This is a genomic window from Ruegeria sp. YTSC004 (assembly GCF_059609805.1).
The window spans coordinates 49,872-67,752 of the sequence record NZ_JBXWMJ010000014.1 but is presented as its reverse complement, the minus strand read 5'-3'; the positions used below and the strand labels follow the sequence as shown (position 1 = coordinate 67,752).

At 54.7% G+C, this 17,881-nt stretch carries 21 protein-coding genes; 10 read left to right on the top strand and 11 right to left on the bottom strand.

The genetic code is table 11. The features are described from left to right. The first annotated feature begins 21 nt into the window (after positions 1 to 21). The gene (locus tag AC2FFP_RS20335) at positions 22 to 291 is read left to right on the top strand and encodes a hypothetical protein (RefSeq protein WP_496726893.1); all 270 of its coding nucleotides are present in this window, start codon (positions 22 to 24) and stop codon (positions 289 to 291) included. 252 nt (positions 292 to 543) lie between these two features. Next, entirely contained in the window at positions 544 to 1,095 is a 552-nt protein-coding gene (locus AC2FFP_RS20330) for a 2OG-Fe(II) oxygenase (RefSeq protein ID WP_142636267.1), read from the top strand. 205 nt (positions 1,096 to 1,300) lie between these two features. On the opposite strand, the gene AC2FFP_RS20325 is transcribed toward AC2FFP_RS20330, so the two are convergent. The 3 genes from AC2FFP_RS20325 to AC2FFP_RS20315 form a co-directional block, all read right to left on the bottom strand. Next, positions 1,301 to 1,957: a hypothetical protein gene (locus AC2FFP_RS20325; protein ID WP_496881438.1), complete on the bottom strand. Its 657-nt coding sequence runs from the start codon at positions 1,955 to 1,957 to the stop codon at positions 1,301 to 1,303. A gap of 105 nt (positions 1,958 to 2,062) precedes the next feature. Further along, entirely contained in the window at positions 2,063 to 3,007 is a 945-nt protein-coding gene (locus tag AC2FFP_RS20320; RefSeq protein ID WP_496778518.1) for an IS30 family transposase, read from the bottom strand. After that, a complete protein-coding gene (locus tag AC2FFP_RS20315; RefSeq protein ID WP_496881437.1) occupies positions 3,001 to 3,702 on the bottom strand; it encodes an MFS transporter in 702 nt (233 codons plus the stop codon). The genes AC2FFP_RS20320 and AC2FFP_RS20315 overlap by 7 nt, the downstream gene beginning before the upstream one ends. A 12-nt stretch (positions 3,703 to 3,714) precedes the next feature. Here AC2FFP_RS20315 and AC2FFP_RS20310 point away from each other — a divergent pair, with 12 nt between their 5' ends. Together AC2FFP_RS20310 and AC2FFP_RS20305 are read left to right on the top strand one after the other, a co-directional pair. Beyond that, positions 3,715 to 4,029 carry a hypothetical protein gene (locus AC2FFP_RS20310; protein WP_496778176.1) on the top strand — a complete coding sequence of 105 codons (315 nt, stop codon included), beginning with the start codon at positions 3,715 to 3,717 and terminating at the stop codon, positions 4,027 to 4,029. Between the two features lie 270 nt (positions 4,030 to 4,299). Further along, on the top strand, positions 4,300 to 5,115 hold the full coding sequence (locus AC2FFP_RS20305) for a class I SAM-dependent methyltransferase (protein WP_496881436.1): 816 nt from the start codon (positions 4,300 to 4,302) through the stop codon (positions 5,113 to 5,115). Between the two features lie 156 nt (positions 5,116 to 5,271). Here the strand turns inward: AC2FFP_RS20305 and AC2FFP_RS20300 are convergent, their stop codons facing one another. Then, positions 5,272 to 6,240, bottom strand: coding sequence for a DUF6635 family protein (locus tag AC2FFP_RS20300; protein ID WP_496881435.1), 969 nt, complete (start codon positions 6,238 to 6,240; stop codon positions 5,272 to 5,274). A 460-nt stretch (positions 6,241 to 6,700) separates the two neighbouring features. Between AC2FFP_RS20300 and AC2FFP_RS20295 the strand changes: the two genes are divergently transcribed. Then, on the top strand, positions 6,701 to 6,952 hold the full coding sequence (locus tag AC2FFP_RS20295) for a ParB N-terminal domain-containing protein (protein ID WP_496747824.1): 252 nt from the start codon (positions 6,701 to 6,703) through the stop codon (positions 6,950 to 6,952). 227 nt (positions 6,953 to 7,179) lie between these two features. Further along, complete coding sequence (locus tag AC2FFP_RS20290) at positions 7,180 to 7,563, top strand: bactofilin family protein (RefSeq protein WP_496881434.1); 384 nt, start codon at positions 7,180 to 7,182, stop codon at positions 7,561 to 7,563. Positions 7,564 to 7,718: 155 nt separating this feature from the next. Here AC2FFP_RS20290 and AC2FFP_RS20285 read toward each other — a convergent pair whose 3' ends face one another. Beyond that, positions 7,719 to 9,065 carry a DUF7986 domain-containing protein gene (locus tag AC2FFP_RS20285; protein ID WP_496881433.1) on the bottom strand — a complete coding sequence of 449 codons (1,347 nt, stop codon included), beginning with the start codon at positions 9,063 to 9,065 and terminating at the stop codon, positions 7,719 to 7,721. Between the two features lie 115 nt (positions 9,066 to 9,180). Next, positions 9,181 to 9,417 (bottom strand): DUF6429 family protein, encoded by a 237-nt coding sequence (locus AC2FFP_RS20280; RefSeq protein WP_282154245.1) that lies wholly within the window; start codon positions 9,415 to 9,417, stop codon positions 9,181 to 9,183. 211 nt (positions 9,418 to 9,628) lie between these two features. Between AC2FFP_RS20280 and AC2FFP_RS20275 the strand changes: the two genes are divergently transcribed. The 3 genes from AC2FFP_RS20275 to AC2FFP_RS20265 all read left to right on the top strand — a co-directional run bounded on the left by AC2FFP_RS20275 (position 9,629) and on the right by AC2FFP_RS20265 (position 11,737). Then, positions 9,629 to 9,886, top strand: coding sequence for a WGR domain-containing protein (locus AC2FFP_RS20275; RefSeq protein WP_496881432.1), 258 nt, complete (start codon positions 9,629 to 9,631; stop codon positions 9,884 to 9,886). 64 nt (positions 9,887 to 9,950) lie between these two features. Then, positions 9,951 to 10,634, top strand: coding sequence for an IS6 family transposase (locus AC2FFP_RS20270; protein WP_496783396.1), 684 nt, complete (start codon positions 9,951 to 9,953; stop codon positions 10,632 to 10,634). Between the two features lie 176 nt (positions 10,635 to 10,810). Beyond that, positions 10,811 to 11,737, top strand: coding sequence for a DMT family transporter (locus tag AC2FFP_RS20265; protein ID WP_496881431.1), 927 nt, complete (start codon positions 10,811 to 10,813; stop codon positions 11,735 to 11,737). 204 nt (positions 11,738 to 11,941) lie between these two features. Here the strand turns inward: AC2FFP_RS20265 and AC2FFP_RS20260 are convergent, their stop codons facing one another. Together AC2FFP_RS20260 and AC2FFP_RS20255 are read right to left on the bottom strand one after the other, a co-directional pair. Then, on the bottom strand, positions 11,942 to 12,532 hold the full coding sequence (locus AC2FFP_RS20260; protein WP_496881430.1) for an isochorismatase family protein: 591 nt from the start codon (positions 12,530 to 12,532) through the stop codon (positions 11,942 to 11,944). A gap of 18 nt (positions 12,533 to 12,550) precedes the next feature. Then, a complete protein-coding gene (locus AC2FFP_RS20255) occupies positions 12,551 to 13,279 on the bottom strand; it encodes a pirin family protein (protein WP_496881429.1) in 729 nt (242 codons plus the stop codon). A 90-nt stretch (positions 13,280 to 13,369) separates the two neighbouring features. Between AC2FFP_RS20255 and AC2FFP_RS20250 the strand changes: the two genes are divergently transcribed. Next, positions 13,370 to 14,272 carry a LysR family transcriptional regulator gene (locus AC2FFP_RS20250; RefSeq protein WP_496881428.1) on the top strand — a complete coding sequence of 301 codons (903 nt, stop codon included), beginning with the start codon at positions 13,370 to 13,372 and terminating at the stop codon, positions 14,270 to 14,272. A gap of 224 nt (positions 14,273 to 14,496) precedes the next feature. On the opposite strand, the gene AC2FFP_RS20245 is transcribed toward AC2FFP_RS20250, so the two are convergent. From AC2FFP_RS20245 to AC2FFP_RS20235, 3 genes are all read right to left on the bottom strand, one after another. Next, complete coding sequence (locus AC2FFP_RS20245) at positions 14,497 to 15,192, bottom strand: alpha/beta fold hydrolase (RefSeq protein WP_496881427.1); 696 nt, start codon at positions 15,190 to 15,192, stop codon at positions 14,497 to 14,499. A gap of 253 nt (positions 15,193 to 15,445) precedes the next feature. Next, complete coding sequence (locus tag AC2FFP_RS20240) at positions 15,446 to 17,143, bottom strand: adenylate/guanylate cyclase domain-containing protein (protein ID WP_496881426.1); 1,698 nt, start codon at positions 17,141 to 17,143, stop codon at positions 15,446 to 15,448. 179 nt (positions 17,144 to 17,322) lie between these two features. Continuing rightward, entirely contained in the window at positions 17,323 to 17,670 is a 348-nt protein-coding gene (locus AC2FFP_RS20235; RefSeq protein ID WP_496881425.1) for a cupin domain-containing protein, read from the bottom strand. Between the last annotated feature and the right edge of the window lie 211 nt (positions 17,671 to 17,881).

The following is a 17,881-nucleotide window of genomic DNA, read 5'->3' as shown; positions in this document are numbered from 1 at the left end:
GTGGAGGGAAAGGAGGAATCGATGGATAGGCGCTGGGTAAATCGCGTTACCGAACATATAAGGCGTTTCATTGCGTCACAACGGTTCGGGGTCGTGAAGCGCTCGGTAGCAAAACAGCAGGATTTGCAAATCCCACAAGATTGGGGCGATGCCGCCGAGATATGGGACCCGTCCGAATTCGACCCGGAAAAAGAAAACCGGGAACGACGTTTGCGCCCGAGCGATTATGAGTGGGACACAACCGGCGAACTTCCTTGGCGCGGGCACAATCACCGATTCAAAGGAGGCTGAGGGAAATCCAAGGCCTGAACATTGGATATTACAGTCACAGGTGACGCAATACTCGCGTCCCCTGATCCCGCATCGCATACCGTTTGGGATCCGAGCGCACCGAAGAGGAATTCCCGCTCCAGATAGCATGACCGAAAGCATTCGAGATTATGGAAAAAAATTACGTCGCTTTCGGCCTCTTAGGTCGAAAACAGCGCAGCGCCTTCTGTGTGTTTTGGCAAAATCCAGTACCAATCAAAAACGGTGTACAGAATGCTGGAAGTTCATTCGATTCCCGGTGCATTTACCGCGCGGGAATGTGAGCAAATTGTTGCTGCATCACAAAAAGCCCCGGCGAACGAGGCTCTGCTTGTCGGGCAAAACAAGGATCACAATCTGCGCAGAGCGGATGTGACTTGGCTGGACGACGTCGACGGCTCTGATTGGGTGATGTCACGCCTGATCAATCTGGTTCGTCGCTCCAACACCAGCAAGTTTGACTTCGATCTTCGCGAATTCGCGGAAAGCCCGCAGATTGCATGCTACAAAGCATCAGATGGTGGTCATTTTGCGTGGCATTCCGATATTGGCGACGGGCCCGTTGCCCGAAAAAGAAAGCTGTCTATGGTCGTACAGCTCAGCAAACCCGGGATGTACGACGGCGGTGACTTGGAGATTATGCCGGGTGCTTATGCTGTAACGGCCAGCCGCCATCAGGGGAGCGCGACCATCTTTCCAAGCTTTTTGTTGCATCAAGTGACACCGGTTGAGAATGGTGATCGGTATTCGTTGACGGTCTGGGCACATGGCCCGGCGTTTCGCTAACGTTTTCCGTACTCGTTTAATTTAGAGTCCGAGACTACAAGGCTAACGATTCCTTTCGTGTAGGAAACAGAGTCGAAAGTGTTAGGCTTGCCTTTAACATATTCGCTGAAATGGCATTTCCTGTAGTCCAACGTATCTGCTAAATCTTGGAATCCGCACGGTACTGACGCCTGAGTTGCTTTGGTCACTCAATGGCTGGCCTCTATTATGTATCCGTCGGTAAGCGACTGGCGACTGATTTCTCATGGACTAAGTTTGGCAGGCTCACCATATCAGAAGCAACTTTGCCAGCTGCCTTTGAAGTACTTTCGACAGATATGCGTGTCTGACCCAACCGGGGGTGCAGCTTACGAGCCAGAACCCACGTCCAAAGCAAACCCGGGCCACCCGCGGCGAACACGCCAGAGAGCGGTGCCACGAGAAGAACCAGCCAGGCGGCACCAGGTGTAATAATACCCGAAACATCGCGAAAGCTCGCGTAAATTGCTGACATCTCAGTTCGTTCGGAAGGTTTGACTGCGAGAAGGAACGGCAAACCTGCGGAAACATCAAGCAAGATCAGGAAAATCGAGCCCATCATTAAGAACGCGATTGTGACTTCAGGGATTCCGAATGGAACTCCAGCAAAAAGAAACAGCAGCCCGGACATGAGGAATCCGGTTCTGACTGCTGCGCGCACCGAACTGCGCTGCATAAACCTAAGCATCAGCGGGGTGCAAAACAGGGCGGCATTGGAAATCGATAAAGCAATCCCTCCAAGCTGGCTGCCTAGCCCGTTCTGAACCGCATAGATGGGCAGATATACGACATAAATCCACCACCCGCAGGAACGAACGACTGCGAATACCCATCCGGCAACCAATCGCGGTTGCGCAAAAAACCTCCCGAAATAGGCGAACGGATTTGCGGGAGCGCATTGGCTTCTGGTGATGAGCAGAAGTCTCAAGGGTCGTTGCGACGGTTCTCGCTATCTCAGCTTCATGAGTTCATCTCTGAATGCCTCGGTTGGAGTTTGCCATCCGAGGCACTTTCTCGGGGTTCCGTTCAGGCGGTCGCAAATCGCCTTCATTTTGCGATTTGAGAGCGCCGCGAGTTGGGTGTCGCGTGGAAGGTATCGGCGGGCCCGCTTGTTCAGGTTTTCAACCGACCCCTTCTGCCAGGGCGCTTGAGGATCACAGAACCAGCTCTCAGTACCGATGCCCGATTTGAGCCTGCGCCACTCTCGGAATTCAAAACCCCTGTCAAATGTAATCGAGCGTCGTGCTGGTTGGGGCAGGGGTTCCATCACATCCATCAGTTTGTTCATGAAATGCGCTGAACTGCGGTCGTTGTTGCGGAACAGCACAGCAAACCGGGTCTTCCGCTCGACCAACGAGGCGGCATTCATTTTACCCGTGTGGCGCTCGAAGATCATCAGATCGCCTTCCCAATCGCCGAATTCTTCGCGTGTTTTTACGCCTTCCGGGCGCTGGTGAATGGACCGATCCGGCGGGAAAACCTGGCCTCTGGGGCGTCTGGCATAACGCGGGCGGCGTTTCTTACGTCGGCTCGGCAAGTGTCGCGCCAGTTGTTCGGATTGGCCTTCGGGGCTGTAGACATAGGCGTAAATCGTCTCGTGGCTGACCCGGACAGGCTGATCGTCGTAACCGAGGCGGCCCGCGATCTGTTCCGGCGTCCAACCTGCAATCAAACGGTCGATGACATGTGCGCGCAGGTTTTCCAAACGGATCAGCTTTCGCCGCCGAGCGCGTCTGGACTGCGCCGTTCGTTGTGCTTTGACGCCATAGTAGCCACTCAGATGCGACAACTCGGAGTCTTCGAAACGGTTCCGGTTGATCTCTCGATAAACCGTGGACCGATGCCTGCCGATCTCGACCGCAATCTTGCTGACGGGCATCTTTGCATTCAACATGTCCTCAATGGCGCGCCGCTCGTGCAGATCCAATTCCGTGTGTGCCAATTTCCGTTCTCCTTGCTTTTCAGCAAGATAGGGGATTTGTCGCAACGCAGTTTAGAATGTGCCAGCCGGCCGTTTCCGAGGCGCATAACAAGAAAGATGAGAAGCATGACAATCGCTGCACCGGCTGCAATCAGGAACGGTGCAGGTTGCCACCATTCGTACAATATCGCGCCAAGTGCAGGGCCAGCCGTCCAACCCAGCGCACTGTAGAAAAGCCGAGATGTCTCAAAACGTCCCAGTTCAATCCTGGCAATATGGTCGAGCACATAGGCGTTGAAGCACACAAATGTCGTCACAACGGCGAAAGTCGTGAGTGCGAGCCCCGCAATAACGGCAGCAGGGGTCGCAACGGTCGTCACAACCGCGCCCGCGACGTACGAAAGAGTGCCGAACACATAGACCCATCTCCTTGGGACAAAACGGATCAGGTAGGGAACCAGAAGACCGATCAAGAGTGAAACTGCGCCAATGGCGAAATAAATTTCGGACACAAATCGCGCATCCTTCAGCGCGTTGTACATCGCTACCGGAAAGACAGAGATCAAAATACCCCTGGCAATCGCCTCTGTACCCGCCAGAATGGCGAATCCCCGCACACTTGGTGCTGGCGCATGGCGAAGCCATTCTGGTATTCGACGTTCATGCATGAGAAGTGCTCAATGGACTGGGAACTAGTCAAACCTGTTTCCTCATTTTTTCTTTCCTGCGAGCGACCCGATGTCGTTTTTGTTAATCGCGTAAGTTACTTAAATTCCGAAACGGAATTTCGTTTTCTCTTTTTGACAACCCGCTTCACTGGCGTTCGATTTTCAACGCTGATTACAGCGAAAGGATTGCTGAACTCTGGCTGGGTTCGCTCAACAGAAAAGCCGCAAACGGGAAAGCACTGCTCGGCCGAAAAATCTACCGCTGCGGATGCGAGCAATTTCGGCAAGAGCAAAAGTCGTGGCTGCAAAAGTCGGTATTGTCCGTGATTTGTGAATTCAGGCTCGCCCAGGCTTTGCTGTCGCAGCGAATGTCGGCAAAGCGGGCTGCGGCTGCAACATCTGAAGGCCTCGCTCAAGGTCGGCATTGGGCCGTCTGCGTGGCCAGTTGACAGGGGGGGGCAGGGGCCTGTGCTGCAACAACACTGAGGTCCGGAATGAGCCCGTTAATTGTATTTGGGCAAAGCGGACTTCGTGAACCAATAGCTCCATTGAACGCAAAGTGATATTCCTAGATGTGTTGGAACAGGGGAGGCTAGCATGGAACACGTAGAGTATTCGTCAGGTCAGTATCCAATTCAGCATCGCAAGGGAGAGGTAGAGCGCCTGAAAGCCCAAGACACTGCTTTGTCGGAATCGACAATAAGGCTGCTTAAATCCATTGGTGTGGCCTCGGGCTGGAAATGTCTAGACCTAGCCTGCGGCCCCGAAGGTATTACACATTATCTCCTTGAACTTGTTGGCTCCAGCGGTCACGTCACAGGACTCGATGGTGACGAAGAATTTCTCGCGATAGCGCGCGCCGACGCGCCCGATAATTGCGAGTTCATTTTGGGCGACGCGTATGCAACCGGTCTTCCGGACAAAACATTCGATCTGGTGCATCTCCGATTCTTGGCAAGCACTGCGGGGAGTCCAGAGAAGCTTGTTGGCGAGGCAGTTCGACTGGTAGCACCCGGAGGCGTAGTGGCCACGCAAGAAGCAGATTTTCACACGCTTAAGTGCTATCCAGAACATCCGGCTTGGCGCGAACTGGCAGACATATTTGTCGCGTGCTTTCCTGATGGCGGCAGCGATCCCATCGCACATCGGCTATATCGGCTTCTGATGCGCGCCGGTCTCGAGAATGTTTGTTACAATCCGGTCCTCATTGGTACCCGTGCGCAGGATGCTTGGCGGGACTACATGCCATCAACCGTCGAATCGATGAAAAAAAGGATTATTGATGATTTGGGTGTGCCAAAGGCTCATCTGGAAAAGTTGATCGCTGACGTCAGAGAGCATTTATCTCACCCAGAAACTGTATGGACATTCAATAGTGTGATTCAAACATGGGGTCGGATGCCAAGCACATAATATTTAACCAAACGGCGGCTTTGTCCGCTCTTGAGACCTTGGCCGTTATCGAAATCGAGCAAGTGCAGCGAACGGCGGTTATGCGGGCTGCGCTGCGGCGGTGAGGGTCACGATGAATGACTGGTAACGGCCCGAGCCTCCCTCCAAGTCTGCGCGTCAGTTCCGGAAAATGCGAAATACACCCGCTCCGGCATCCCAGAGGTCCAAAAGCCGGGCGTAGAAATGCTCACGCGCGACGAAGGGGCTCTGTCCTAGCCCGGTAAGTTCCACCTCGAGCGTATCAATGAGACGAAGAAGGCGGCGGCGGTGAATTCCAAGGCGACTCTGAACAGGGTCGGCAAACACACCTGCGAACGCGGCGAAAACCGATCCGATCATGACAAGCCCCGCCATGGTGACGGTGGTAAGCCAGGGCGATGCGCCCGTCGGGAAAAAACCGTACCAAATCCCGCCAATTGTCTGACCCAGCGGAAACTCCGTGATGGCATTGGTGCTTGCCATGGCATCAGCAACCCCCGGCGCCATCGAGATCATGCCCGGTGTTAGCGCCTGAAAGACCAGTGCACCGACAACAAGCGCACAGAGCACAGTAGTCATCTCGGCAACGGCAGACCGAGTTGCTGCATACTCGGAAATCGCGTCCGCCATTCGATGGCCGAGGGCCTCCGCATCGGCCGCGCTCTCACGTTTTCGGATCATTTCGCGAAACTTCGGTGCAGCAAGGATGGCGCGCGAAAGCGCGTCCGGACTACGAGCCGCAGCCCCTTGCGCCAACGACAGTTGCAGAAGATCAGTCACGATGCAGACTTCGACCCTGCGCGCCACAGTGGTGCGCAACAGGATACGCCGTGAGGCCAGCCAGTCCGATCCGCCACGCCACCGGGCACGGCGGCAAAGATATGCCGCGATCCGCGTCAGCACCAGGATCGGTGAAAGCACCACATTCATCGGGGCGCGCAGAATGTCCCAGCCGAGTGCCGACCGGTGAAGGAGAAGTGTTCCGGGCCAGGTGAAATGCCTTGTCACAAACACATCCACCTCGGCCCGCCGGTTCATAAAGTACTCACGGACCTTCGGGCGGACAACCTTTTCGACTGCCACGGCGGGGTTCGATAATGACCTCATGGCGGTGACCCACGATCCCTGTCTTGTTGTGCAAGAAACGTCTTATACTGTTTCACGGAGTGGCATGCCAGCCGGTTAACTACTCACTTCATATCCTATCAAGTGAGCATTGCTGCAGGAGCGTTGACGAGGCTTCTTGTTCACCAGCCCGTTTGTGCTTTTACTTCTTCGAGCAGCACTTTTCAGGCATTGCTGTCGCTCAGCAACTCAAAATGCTGCTCTGTGCACGAATGGCGGCTTTCGGGAAGTCGACTAGTAACATCTGAAAAAATGTCAAATGTCGGTAAAGCGCCGTTCACCAAGATGTCCTTGATTTGGCTAATTGCTCGGTAATTTACGAACTCATGGCCGCTTATACATAGGCTGTTATCTAGCGGCTCCATGAGGCAAATTCAGAAATTGGTGGATATCGTGGCCGAAATGCTTGCTTATATGCTGCCCTCTCGCGCAAGTTGAGATCATGCCTCTAAAAGAAAAATTTGCCATTAGTGACGTTCGCATTCCGGTCAAACGGAGAAAAACTCTGGATCCCGCCAAAGTCGAACGCATCGCATACGATATAATGGAAAACGGCCAAACCACGCCCATACGCCTGCGCGCCGACAAAGGCGGCGGTTACATTCTTGTCGAAGGATATCACCGGCTTGAGGCTTTGCGCGCTATTGGTGAAGATGAAGTCGAAGGGTTTCTGGTTCACGCTCAGCTACACTGAAAGTATCCAAATTGCAGGTTTCATTCTGAAAACCTAACCAATTGATACGCTGGGCGCGAAAGTCCGTTCTGAGGAAGCCGCACCGCAGCGTAAGACCAAGTGATGAGCGGCAGAATTGGCCGATCGGTAGAGATGGTACATGTCGCGACGACCGTTCCAAAACCTTCGACTTTTAGGTGGGACTCACCAATCGAATGAACGCTTGAGCACCAAGACGATGGTTAGGATTGGAAGGTGTTCAAGCAGCGACTTTCCTTCTAAGGTCGCCAACGTCTCATCCAGAGGATTTCAATGTGGCAAACTCAATCGTTGAAGAAGATCTGACAATTGAAGGCAATCTCAACTCAGGTGCGGGAGGCATCGAGATCAAGGGCCGAGTGGTTGGGGACATCAGCGCTGATACAATCACTGTTCAAATTGGCGGATCGGTCGACGGTGCATTGTCAGCCAAGAAGATCATTATTGATGGCAAGCACCAGGGAAGTCTGAAGTGCGACGATCTGAAGATTGCATCGACTGCACAAATTCAGGCTGATGTAGCGGCCAAGACAATGGCAACTGAAAGCGGAGCCAGAGTTGTGGGTAAAGTTAACATCGCGGGCGGGCAGTAGGGCATGCCTGCCGACGACCAGTCGCATGGTTACAGATCAGACATGTGTGATGCCTGGTATTGAGTAAATCTATTGAGCCACGATGCGTATCTTCAGGGAAATTGCCCAGCAAACTGCTTGTCCGTCGGATGACCCGATTGTGTAGGTTGGCTGGTTCACTTTTGGTAATCTGACAGACCGAGCTCGTCCCACATCCAGCTGAAATCATAGTCTGCAACAGGGGAGCCAGTCTGACGGGCGCTGCGGATTTCAATTGTCTTCAGCCAGTCAATCACCTTTTTCTTGCCTGCGGTGCTGCGAACGGCCTGGCGTGGTGTCTTGCCATCCAGGGCCGGGATCGGCTGGTCAAGCGTGTCGCGGTAGTGTTGTTCGAGATGTTCGTGGGCAATCTGACGGGCAAGGGCAGGGGGGATGTCCTCTTCTTCTGCCACTCCATCACCTGGGCTGTCATCCGCCATCATCTGTTCGACGGTCTGGATTGATGCCAGCGGTGACTTCACCAGATCCTCCAGGAGGTCCCGGACCAGGGCTTCGCCGCGTTCGGCGCGCGCTGCAGAGTTTACAGAAAGCGTGAGTGTTTTGCCTTTCAGGTTCAGGGACCCAAGCACAGAGGTCCCTGACATCGACTTGTCCAACACGAGGCCGGTGCCGTGCTTGTTGCCGGACGGGTTGTCGACGGCAAGCCAGGTCCAATCCTTCCGACCTGAGACCACGAGTTCTGCGGACTGGGACAGTCTTTGCGAGACCTGGCTTTGCGTCACCTTACTGGCGAGCGGGAAGCGCATCTCGTGAAAGAGAAGGTCGTCGCCATCGCTGTTGCTGATTTGTGGTGGTTCCGGGTCCAGCAAGTTCGGCAAATGTGCGAAGAGCCAGGCATTGGTGAAGAGGGGTGCAGAGCGGTGTAGCTGATGCTGTGTCAGTCTCAGCTCATCGTCGGGGTTCAATTTCAACACGGAGCGGAGCCCCTCTTCAAAAAACGCGACGGTTTCTGGCTCGAAGGGAAGCAGAGCCCCTGAGATCACGTTATGACCTCCCTGCGCGACAACCCGAGCCGCAATGCGGTCCCACCTCTGCAGCATCTGCGTTGCGCTGTGTTCCTGGACGGTGACCGGCTCGGCGTCCGAAAGCGCGTCGCGCAATACCATGGATCTGCCAGGGTCTATTTCGCTCACCTCATAAAGGCTGACCGGCGCGTCCCGCAATCCTTTGATATAGGCGCGGGTCTGCGCACTCTCCTTGGTTCCACTCCCTTTCAGATAAGCATCTGCAGCGTTTTCGGCGCCCGATCCGAATGTCCTGCCCAGCAAGTCTTCTAGGCCACCGCCCCACAGAACCATTGGCCAGTCATCGCCCAGCAGGTCGCCCAAATCCTCGAAATCGAGATCGAATGCCTCGAGCGCTGGCAGAAAATGCTCGTCCAACACGTCCGCGAGCCGCTCGTGCCAAATCTCGTCACCGGTGACAAACCCGATGAGCCCACCAAGATCGTTCCCCGTCGCCATTTTCACCTTCTCCCTGTTCGCCGGACAGGGGCGATCTAGCGCAGATTGCAACCGCGAGCCAGACCACAAGCGTGTGCAGAACTGCGTTACATTGATGGTCTCGTCGCGGCGAATGCTATTTCTTCGGTTCCCGCCCAAAAAGCTCTGCAAAAAGTTCTTCGGAGCGGCGAAGGCCTTCATCGGTCAGCACCACCGATATTGCCTTCCCAACCGGGTCCAGGATCAACCCGTTGCGGTGCAGGCGATCAAGCGCGTCCCAGTCAAAACCTTTCCACGCGCGGCGCTCGTCATGCAGCGTCAACCAGAGCAGCGCCAGGACTGCTTCATCCACCTTGTTCTCATCTATGTCCATAACTACAGCGGACGCGACAAGGGCCGGGCTCGTCAACCCTGATCCGGCGAACGGAGGGACTGCAAAGATCTTCAGCTCGCATATGGTGCGACCAGATTGATAAGGCCGGGTGAAACCCGTGCCGCCTCACACCACGGGTATGAATCGCTCCCAGAGAATAGATATCGCAATGTCATTGGACAGCTGGATTGTGCCAAGCAATACTGGGAGCATGGAGCTGTCAGACACCACACCTGTCCACCTGATCCATGTGGACCCGGACGTCAACATGGCACGGTACTACGGAATAGAGCTGCAGCCGACGCTGTTTGGGGAAGTGTCCGTTCTTCGTACATGGGGACGTATTGGCACAAACGGGCAAGCCATGATGGTGACGTACGAAGACGAAGCCCAGGCTGCTGCGGCGCTCCATAACCTCGAAAAGCAAAAGCGCAGACGAGGCGGATGTGTCGCAAACTCTGGGGTCTAGTTGACGAGTATGCCTGATCTAAGGTTTGTACGCGTCGAATTGTTTTCGAACAGGTTATTTGAGCATGATCTCATTGAAGGGCTGTCATTTTCCCAAGGATGCAGTTTTTTACGCTGTTTACTTCTATCTGCGGTACACGGTGTCTTATCGTGACTTGGAAGAGATCATGGCTGAGCGCGGTGTGCGAGTTGACCATGCCACATTGAATAGGTGGGTTGTGAAATACTCGCCGATCGTCGCAGCTCGTGCGCAATCAAAGAAGCGTCCAACGCTGAGTTCATGGCGCATGGACGAGACCTACATTCGTGTTCGCGGCAAATGGATGTACCTCTACCGGGCCGTCGACAAGGCCGGGAATACCCTTGATTTCATGCTGTCCGAACGCAGGAACCGTCCAGCAGCCGCCATGTTCTTCGCCAAAGCGCTGTCTTCAAATGGAATCCCGAGCAAGATCGTCATCGACAAAAGTGGCGCCAACGCGGCGGGCATTCGAGAAGTGAACAAAATCCTTAATCGGTTTGGCTGCCCAGCCAAAATCCAAACGGTCAGGTCCAAGTATCTGAATAACCTGATCGAACAGGATCATCGATTTATCAAGCGTCGCGTACGGCACATGTGTGGGTTCAAATCGTTCAGATCCGCATCAGCTACTTTGGACGGCATCGAGGTCGCCAACATGATCCGAAAACAGCAATTCCCCAGCACTACGACATCTGGCTTCCGGCTATTTGCAGAGATCGTAGGATAAGTTTGTCTGATAAGTCGCTGTCGCTGGCCGCTCCAAAAATTTGCGACACATCCGTAACTGCTCGCAGCCCGAAGCGGGCATTCTCAACTAGGCTTTGCATTCTCTTAGATGCGGACAAAGCTGTCGTTCTTCGAATCTCTAAAGACGAAATAGAAAATGCGTGATAGCTCCAGATTATGTCAACGACATCTGCGCGAAATCGACCGTCCATCCCTTACGCACTTGCAGTTTTTGGTGTTCTTTTTGCTTCAATCTGTTTCGGACTGGTTCCCTATTTCAGCCGCAGCCTGACCGAACAGGGCGTCGCACCCTATGCAGTCGCATTCTACCGCTACATTGTTGCGGCGATTCTTCTGCTTCCTGTTCTCATTTTGCACCGAAAAGAATGGCGAGTGATCACTTGGGGCCTTTCAGCTGGAGCCGTAATGGGGCTTGGATGGATCGGGTATGTTACGGCGCTGGAGAAGTTGCCCGCATCGACAGTGGGTGTGCTTTACATGACCTATCCAGTATTCACTCTGATCATTGCTTGGGCCGTGTTCGCTGATGCACCAACGAGGCGCGCATTGTTGGCCTCTGGTCTGATTGTGGTGGCAGCCGTCATTGCTGGCTCGCCCGCATCAGTGCCTGCGGAGCACCTACCAACTCTGCTGCTATCCCTTGCTGCCCCATTTGGGTTTGGCTTCGGAATCTGCGTCCTCGTACACAGGTTGTCACGGATTGCGCCATTGGCACGCATCGCGTCAGTTTCTCTGGGGTCTGTACTGGGCCTTGCTCCGCTCATCCTTGGCGCTCAAGCTGGAGAGCTGCTCCCGGGGGAACAATCCGATTGGCTTCTCATTGTTGGTATTGGATTTGTCACCGCGTTCGTGCCCCAACTTATCTATACGATTTGCTCACCCGTAATTGGGGCTTCTCAAACTGCGGTGGTCGGAAGCATAGAGTTACCCACGATGTTTGCTGTTGGATTTCTAGCCTTTGGCGAAACCATTACTTTACCTCAAGCCTTGGCATGTGCGTTAGTTCTGGGTGCAATCGCGATCACTAGAAGCCGCAAGACGCACACAGTATCTGCCGTTCTCGCGAAATCGACGAAGCAGTAGTACCGGGCTCAGATTTACCATTTTCTACAGTCAGTTTGATAGTCTGGTGGCAGCCCAATCCGGACCTTCGCAACTAGACTTTGCAGTTTCCTGCGCAAAGAAAAGGTCATTTGCTACTTCATTCTGAACGGCATTCGAACGCGAATAGCTGCCGCCCTGTGATAGGGCGGCCGCTCCCGTATCGTTTGTAATCGATCTGAGAGTCTATCCGCGGCTCAGGATTTCCTCGCCGAGGATCTGCATGATTTTCTGGCCAGTCTCGCCAGCCCAATTGACCGCAAGCTCTGCCAGCAGCGCGCTGGTTGTGGTGAGCTCGACACCGCCGCGCTCCATCTTCCGGAACGCCATCTCATCCGTCAGCGCAGTTGGGGAACCGGAGGCATCGACCACAGCGGTCACAGCAAAGCCTTCGTCGGCGGCGCTAATTGCGGGCGGGGCAAGGCACACGTCGGTGGTGATGCCTGCCATGATGAAATTCTTGCGCCCGGTGTCGCGGCAGGCATCTGCAAAGGCGCTGTCATCCCAGCAGTTCACTACGCCGGGACGCTTTATCCGCGCGGCGAATGCATCCGGCGCGATCTCTTCCAGCGTGGGCATCAGCGGCCCCTGCATGTTGTCTTCCATGCTGGAGGTCAGCACCAGCGGCATGCCAAGCTCGGTCGCCGTCCGCGCGAGGGCGCGGGTGTTGGCTTCGATCAGATCGCGGTCAACGGATTTTGCCCAATTCATTGTGCCGACCTGGTGGTCGATCAGAACGATGGCTGCGTTGTCGGGGGTCACTTTCGTGGAGGTCATGTTGATGTCCTTTTCTGGTTAAGAAATATGGGATGAGGGCAATTCGAAGATCAGGAGTTCGGCTCCATTTGAAGCCTCAATCGCCAGGTCCCCGGCACGGAGCAGTCCCAGCCCATCTCCTTTGCCAAGGGCAAGACCAGCAACAATTGCCTCGCCTTCGATCATAAAGATGTAGAGGCTACGATCAGGGCCGGACGGGCTGAAACTCAGCGCGCCGAAGCGGTCGAATTTGCCGTAACTGAGACGCACTTCCTGCTGTACAACAAGGGAGCCTTCGGCACCGTCGGGCGACAGCACCAGCTGGAACCGATTGGTGTGGTCCGCGGTTTCCAGCTCTTTGCTGGAATAAGCCGGCGCCAACCCTTCGAATTGCGGCTCGAACCAGATTTGCAGAGCTCGCATCGGCATTGTCCGCGAGTTGTTCACTTCGTTGTGGAGGATACCGGTGCCAGCGGAGATCACCTGAAGGCCCTTCGCTTTTACAGTGCCGTTGTGAACGGGCACCACCGGATCGATATGCGACACCTCTCCGTCTACCATGAAGGTAACCACCTCGACATCCTGATGCGGATGCAGGCCAAATCCCTTGGCGCCGGGGGACAGCGTGCCGTCATCGATTGTGATCAGCGGGCCGAACCTGCGCCGCCCTGCTTCCAGATGCGGCTTAAACGACATATACGCTTGCATGAAGCCGAAGTCCTTAAACTCTCGTGTCGCGGCGGGGTGGTAGACCGTATCTGTCTGCATTTCTCATATCCTGGCCTGTTCGCTGGGACAGAATTTAGGGATTCCATTCGTTCTGGAAAATGATCCTTTTGTTAACTACTGTTCGTAATTATGAACGATAGATTCTACTCCTGCGCCAAGGCCCTGGTGGCTACTGTTCGTGCTGGCTCGATGAGTGCAGCAGCGGCGGAGCTGAACACCACGAAATCATCGATCAGTCAGAAGCTTGCGCTTTTTGAAGCTGAATTGGGGCTGGTATTGTTGGACCGGTCAGGTCGGGCAGTGGCCCCGACCACAGCAGGGCGCAGAATATTCGAGATCTGCGCGGGGCCTGTTGACGCAGCGCTTGAGGCAGAGGCAGAGCTTGGCTTTGCCAGAAGCGGGAAGATTGCTGGTCGAGTGTCGGTCTCGGGGCCCAACAGCCTGCTTGGCACCGTATTTGTCCCGCTCCTGGCCGGGCTTCAATCCCGCTATCCAAATGTCGAACTGGAGCTTCATGCCGACGATTCCAGGTCGGATTTTGCGGCAGAAGACATCGATCTGGCATTCAGGACCGGCCCCGCCGATAAAGGACGGTTCATCCCGGCAGCCTTACCGCCTGCGCAGCGGGCACCTTACGCCAGCCCGCCGCTATTGAAGCGGATGAAAACCGTCAACCAGCCTGCTGATTTACTCTCGGTGTCATGCGTTTTGCGCACACAAGAATCAGGCAAATGGCTATTCAAGAACGAAGCAGGTCAAAGTGAGGCCGTTGCGCCGCCCGTCGGCTTGCGAGTCAATACGATGGAGCTCGCAATTACAGCAGTTTTAACGGGGCATGCAGTTGCCATGCTGCCCACATTGCTGGCGCAACAGGATGAACGCGCTGGCAACCTCGTGCGCCTTCTTCCTGAATGGTCTACCGAACCAGTTCCCCTGAGTTTACTTTGCCGCCCTGAACGCTTGGCCGCTCCGCAGGTCGCTGCGGTTCGGCAATACGTTATGGAGGCACTAAAATCCGCACATCTGTTGTAGCCAGTCAATCTCGACTGAGCTGTATGACGGTACGTGGAATCCACTTAGCTCAAATCAACAAGCCGCTAAAATTTTATGGTGCGAGACCTCCTGGTTGACGTATTGATGTGCAACATCTTCCCCGAAGCGGCGGTTGAAGTAGGACAATCGGGAAGGAAGCAATAACCACTCCTATGCGGGCGAATTCGCTGTCCGCGCGCTCGTGCAGGAGCCGGCGGCCAAGTTCAAATTGCGGACATTAGCATTCGGGCCAAGTCGTCAGGCCTATCGATCATCACGTAGTGCCCGAATGGCACCGAAATCGCCGTCCACCCCGACTGATGCTGATATCGCTCGAAAAACGGTTGGCCAAGCCCTGGGACCCAGCCGGTGGCATAGATGTAGGTCCGCTTTACCACCTCGGCTCCGCCGCTCACCAGTTGCAACGGTTGCTCAAATGTCTTGATTGGTTGGGCGACATTTCGGCGGTCCACCCACGCACAGTCTGCTCCATTCACCGAAAAAGCCTCCGCGGGGCCCGGCGCGACTTTGCCATCGACGGCACTATCACGAAGCCCTGCCGCGATTTCCGCAGGCAAAACATCCAAGGCCGCCTGCCCATCGCCTGGCACGAGCGCATCGAGGTACACAAGTGAGCGAATGTGGTCGGGCGCCCTATCCGCCACTCCGGTGACAACCATGCCGCCATAGCTGTGACCGCACAAAACAATGTCGGAGAGTTCTTCGCACCTGATTACCCCCAGGACATCCTCGATATGCATGGCCAGATCGGTTTCGTCACTCACGAGGTGAGCACGTTCACCCAACCCTGTCAGTGTAGGGGTAAAAACGTCGTGGCCTTCCCTGCGCAGAAGCGCGGCTACGCGAGCCCAGCACCATCCCCCTTGCCACGCTCCATGGACCAATACAAATGTCGCCATAACCCGCCCCACTCCGTCGATACTGTAATGACATTAGATTCTACAGGGCCGCCTCGTCCACAGCATCGATTGGACGTTCAGCACGAGCATCTGCAAAAGTACACTTCTGAAATGAGCCCAGAGTCACCATTATCTGCAATCCGTTCGATTGGCTTGTCGCAGCCCGAAGCGGACATTCAAATCCGTGCTTTGCAGTTACCAAGATGCGCGATCAAGCTGCCGGATTTGTCAGCGCGACTTGGTTCCGGCACCGCTATTCTGGCAACCCTGCCCGGCGAAGTGCCTCAAAGTAGCGTTTAGCGCCTTCAGAGCCGCCATAGTCCACGTTGCTACGCCACTTCGAAATCGTTTCACTAGGCTCCATTTGCAGCATTTGCGCCAAAGCCGCAGACGCTTTCTCAGGTTCCCCAAGCATTGCGTGAGCAGCGGCCCTCGTGCTGTGGAGCGCGGCATAGTTTTTTGAGAAGCGCAGACCTGCTTCTGCAAAGGCGATAGCATCATGGTCTCGACCAAGCATTACGCAAGAGGTGGCGGCACCTCCGGAAGCACCCACGAAAACGGCTCCATATCGGCCCAACCGAAGCGCCGTCTGAAAGCAACTCAATGCCATTTTAGGAAACCCGGCCCAGTTGTATCCCCAACCCATAAACAAATGCAGGCGGGCATCTAATGGCGCTCTTTGCCGGATTTGCTCAAGCGCCACGGAAAGTCGATCCGCATCCCCATCCACATTGTAATCAGCCACGGCAACACTCAAATCAAGCGTCGGGCTCTGCCCTGCCATGTGTCGTCCGGCCTCGATCCAGCGTGGCAGTTTCTCATAGTAGGGTGACAGCTCGCGACGAAGATCATAGGTTCTCGCGCCATTCATTGTCCAAATTGCTTCAGCATAGGCGGCAGCGAGGGTTGGTTTAGCCTCAATGGCCCTGGCGTGATATGCCAACGTCTCTTCGTAACTGTCGATACCGGCATCCGACCAAGCGATCATGCCCATCAGGACGCACTCCTCGGCGGTCAGTTCGTCTTCTGGCAATGCGGAGAGTTTTGCGGTCTCAGACTGGATCAAGATCCCACTAACGGCATCCAACAGCTTTTCTACGACCTCGTCCTGCCAATCGAAGATAGCCTCGACCGAACCGTCGAACTTCTGAGTCCAGATTTCAGAACCTGAAGGGTCATTTAAGCGGGCTTCCAAACGCAATCGGTCACCGTGTCCACGCAGCATGCCGCGAAGCGTATATCCCTCTGGTGGCTCCGTGGAGGATATCGCCGCGTTTAACCAGTTGATCGTTCGAAAATAAGAACCGAAATCTGAAGTGAGAGCTGCGGCCATTTCCTTTAGTTCAGTGCGTTGGTCGCTGCACGTCACAGGATGGATGGAGAGCTTTGGCAAGCTGGTCTCTGTGAAAGAATGCGAGCTTTGCGATGCGCCCTGGTGCGGTCCATCGTGAATCCACACATCCAGGCTGCGCTCGATGTTCTTGAGCTTCTTCTTCCCTACAGCTTTAAACGCGTCTGCCAGAGTGTGTTCAATGTTCAAGTGTACGGGTTCAGAAATAGCGATGCCACCGGTTGGCGCAATTCTCTCAAGGCGCGCGGCAATGTTTACACCATCACCCAAAATGTCGTCACCTTTTTCTGTGATGTCACCCACATGAACACCGATCCGCATGTTCATTAACGAGTGTTCGGCCAACTGCTCTTGTAGCTGCATTGCTGCGGTCACAGCTTGCGCCGCGCTGTCAAATCGCGCCAACCAACCATCACCCATGCTCTTCACGACCCGACCTGATTGGCCCGCTATTGTTGGGGTGACGATGTCACTTTCCAGGTGATCAAGCATTAGAAGTGTAGCGTGCTCATCTTTGTGCATGAGCGCCGAATACCCAACGACATCCGCGGCCAGTATTGCCGCCAACTTTCGTTGCAATTGTTGTCCCTTGCTCGACATGCTTTGACAATAGTAGATGCGGCTCTTCACTCCAACTGGCTGATTACGAAGCCCGCTCAGGGCTCTAGGACACCGTTCGCAACCCATAGCTACCATTCGCGCAGCAACCGGAGAATGTATGTTCCGAGTCTGTTTTTATCATAGGTTGATCGCAGGGATCGCTTCGCAATACGAACTTCCTAGGAGACGATCATGTAGCACTTCCGCAATTTTTCTGTGATCTCCCAGATCAACCTGCTCCCTTTTTTGATGAAAAACGTATCGCCAGCCGTGAAGGTCTCGGCGTCTCCGTCAGGATGCGTCAGTGTTACGGACCCAGAAATCACGGTCATCATTTCATGTACCGGATAAGCATCGATCTCTTCACGACAGGGTGGGCATTCCCAAACGCCCGAGAGAATAGTCTCGTCGTCGTTTGCAAACTTGAACCAGTTTCTTTCGTTCGTATCACTGGTCGTGAAGGAGCCAGGATCGGTGAAATCCGAGGCCACCATGTCGTTTGGGTTGGGTATCAGTCTGAAAGACATCTTTTTCATTGAAACTCCCTTGGTGCGTGGTGATCAATCGAAGACTCGGCTTTTGATTTCCTCAGCTGTGATCATAGCACAAATCGGCTCGCGCCTGCATGGACGGCTTTGGCACAACCCGCTGCTAACTTCCGCTTTCCGCGCTTCGTTGTCATTAGTGAAACTCGCTACATTCGACAGATGAGGCTCGAATTGCCATTCTCTGGGATCA

What these genes read in the sequence shown, in the direction of transcription:
- AC2FFP_RS20330 (WP_142636267.1), top strand. Translation starts at nt 544, where the DNA reads ATGCTGGAAGTTCATTCGATTCCCGGTGCATTTACCGCGCGGGAATGT.
- AC2FFP_RS20275 (WP_496881432.1), top strand. Translation starts at nt 9,629, where the DNA reads ATGGAGCTGTCAGACACCACACCTGTCCACCTGATCCATGTGGACCCG.
- AC2FFP_RS20270 (WP_496783396.1), top strand. Translation starts at nt 9,951, where the DNA reads ATGATCTCATTGAAGGGCTGTCATTTTCCCAAGGATGCAGTTTTTTAC.
- AC2FFP_RS20235 (WP_496881425.1), bottom strand. Translation starts at nt 17,670, where the DNA reads ATGTCTTTCAGACTGATACCCAACCCAAACGACATGGTGGCCTCGGAT.
- AC2FFP_RS20280 (WP_282154245.1), bottom strand. Translation starts at nt 9,417, where the DNA reads ATGGACATAGATGAGAACAAGGTGGATGAAGCAGTCCTGGCGCTGCTC.
- AC2FFP_RS20305 (WP_496881436.1), top strand. Translation starts at nt 4,300, where the DNA reads ATGGAACACGTAGAGTATTCGTCAGGTCAGTATCCAATTCAGCATCGC.
- AC2FFP_RS20295 (WP_496747824.1), top strand. Translation starts at nt 6,701, where the DNA reads ATGCCTCTAAAAGAAAAATTTGCCATTAGTGACGTTCGCATTCCGGTC.
- AC2FFP_RS20315 (WP_496881437.1), bottom strand. Translation starts at nt 3,702, where the DNA reads ATGCATGAACGTCGAATACCAGAATGGCTTCGCCATGCGCCAGCACCA.
- AC2FFP_RS20260 (WP_496881430.1), bottom strand. Translation starts at nt 12,532, where the DNA reads ATGACCTCCACGAAAGTGACCCCCGACAACGCAGCCATCGTTCTGATC.
- AC2FFP_RS20285 (WP_496881433.1), bottom strand. Translation starts at nt 9,065, where the DNA reads ATGGCGACGGGGAACGATCTTGGTGGGCTCATCGGGTTTGTCACCGGT.
- AC2FFP_RS20310 (WP_496778176.1), top strand. Translation starts at nt 3,715, where the DNA reads ATGGACTGGGAACTAGTCAAACCTGTTTCCTCATTTTTTCTTTCCTGC.
- AC2FFP_RS20265 (WP_496881431.1), top strand. Translation starts at nt 10,811, where the DNA reads ATGTCAACGACATCTGCGCGAAATCGACCGTCCATCCCTTACGCACTT.
- AC2FFP_RS20240 (WP_496881426.1), bottom strand. Translation starts at nt 17,143, where the DNA reads ATGTCGAGCAAGGGACAACAATTGCAACGAAAGTTGGCGGCAATACTG.
- AC2FFP_RS20255 (WP_496881429.1), bottom strand. Translation starts at nt 13,279, where the DNA reads ATGCAGACAGATACGGTCTACCACCCCGCCGCGACACGAGAGTTTAAG.
- AC2FFP_RS20320 (WP_496778518.1), bottom strand. Translation starts at nt 3,007, where the DNA reads ATGTTGAATGCAAAGATGCCCGTCAGCAAGATTGCGGTCGAGATCGGC.
- AC2FFP_RS20335 (WP_496726893.1), top strand. Translation starts at nt 22, where the DNA reads ATGGATAGGCGCTGGGTAAATCGCGTTACCGAACATATAAGGCGTTTC.
- AC2FFP_RS20300 (WP_496881435.1), bottom strand. Translation starts at nt 6,240, where the DNA reads ATGAGGTCATTATCGAACCCCGCCGTGGCAGTCGAAAAGGTTGTCCGC.
- AC2FFP_RS20245 (WP_496881427.1), bottom strand. Translation starts at nt 15,192, where the DNA reads ATGGCGACATTTGTATTGGTCCATGGAGCGTGGCAAGGGGGATGGTGC.
- AC2FFP_RS20250 (WP_496881428.1), top strand. Translation starts at nt 13,370, where the DNA reads ATGAACGATAGATTCTACTCCTGCGCCAAGGCCCTGGTGGCTACTGTT.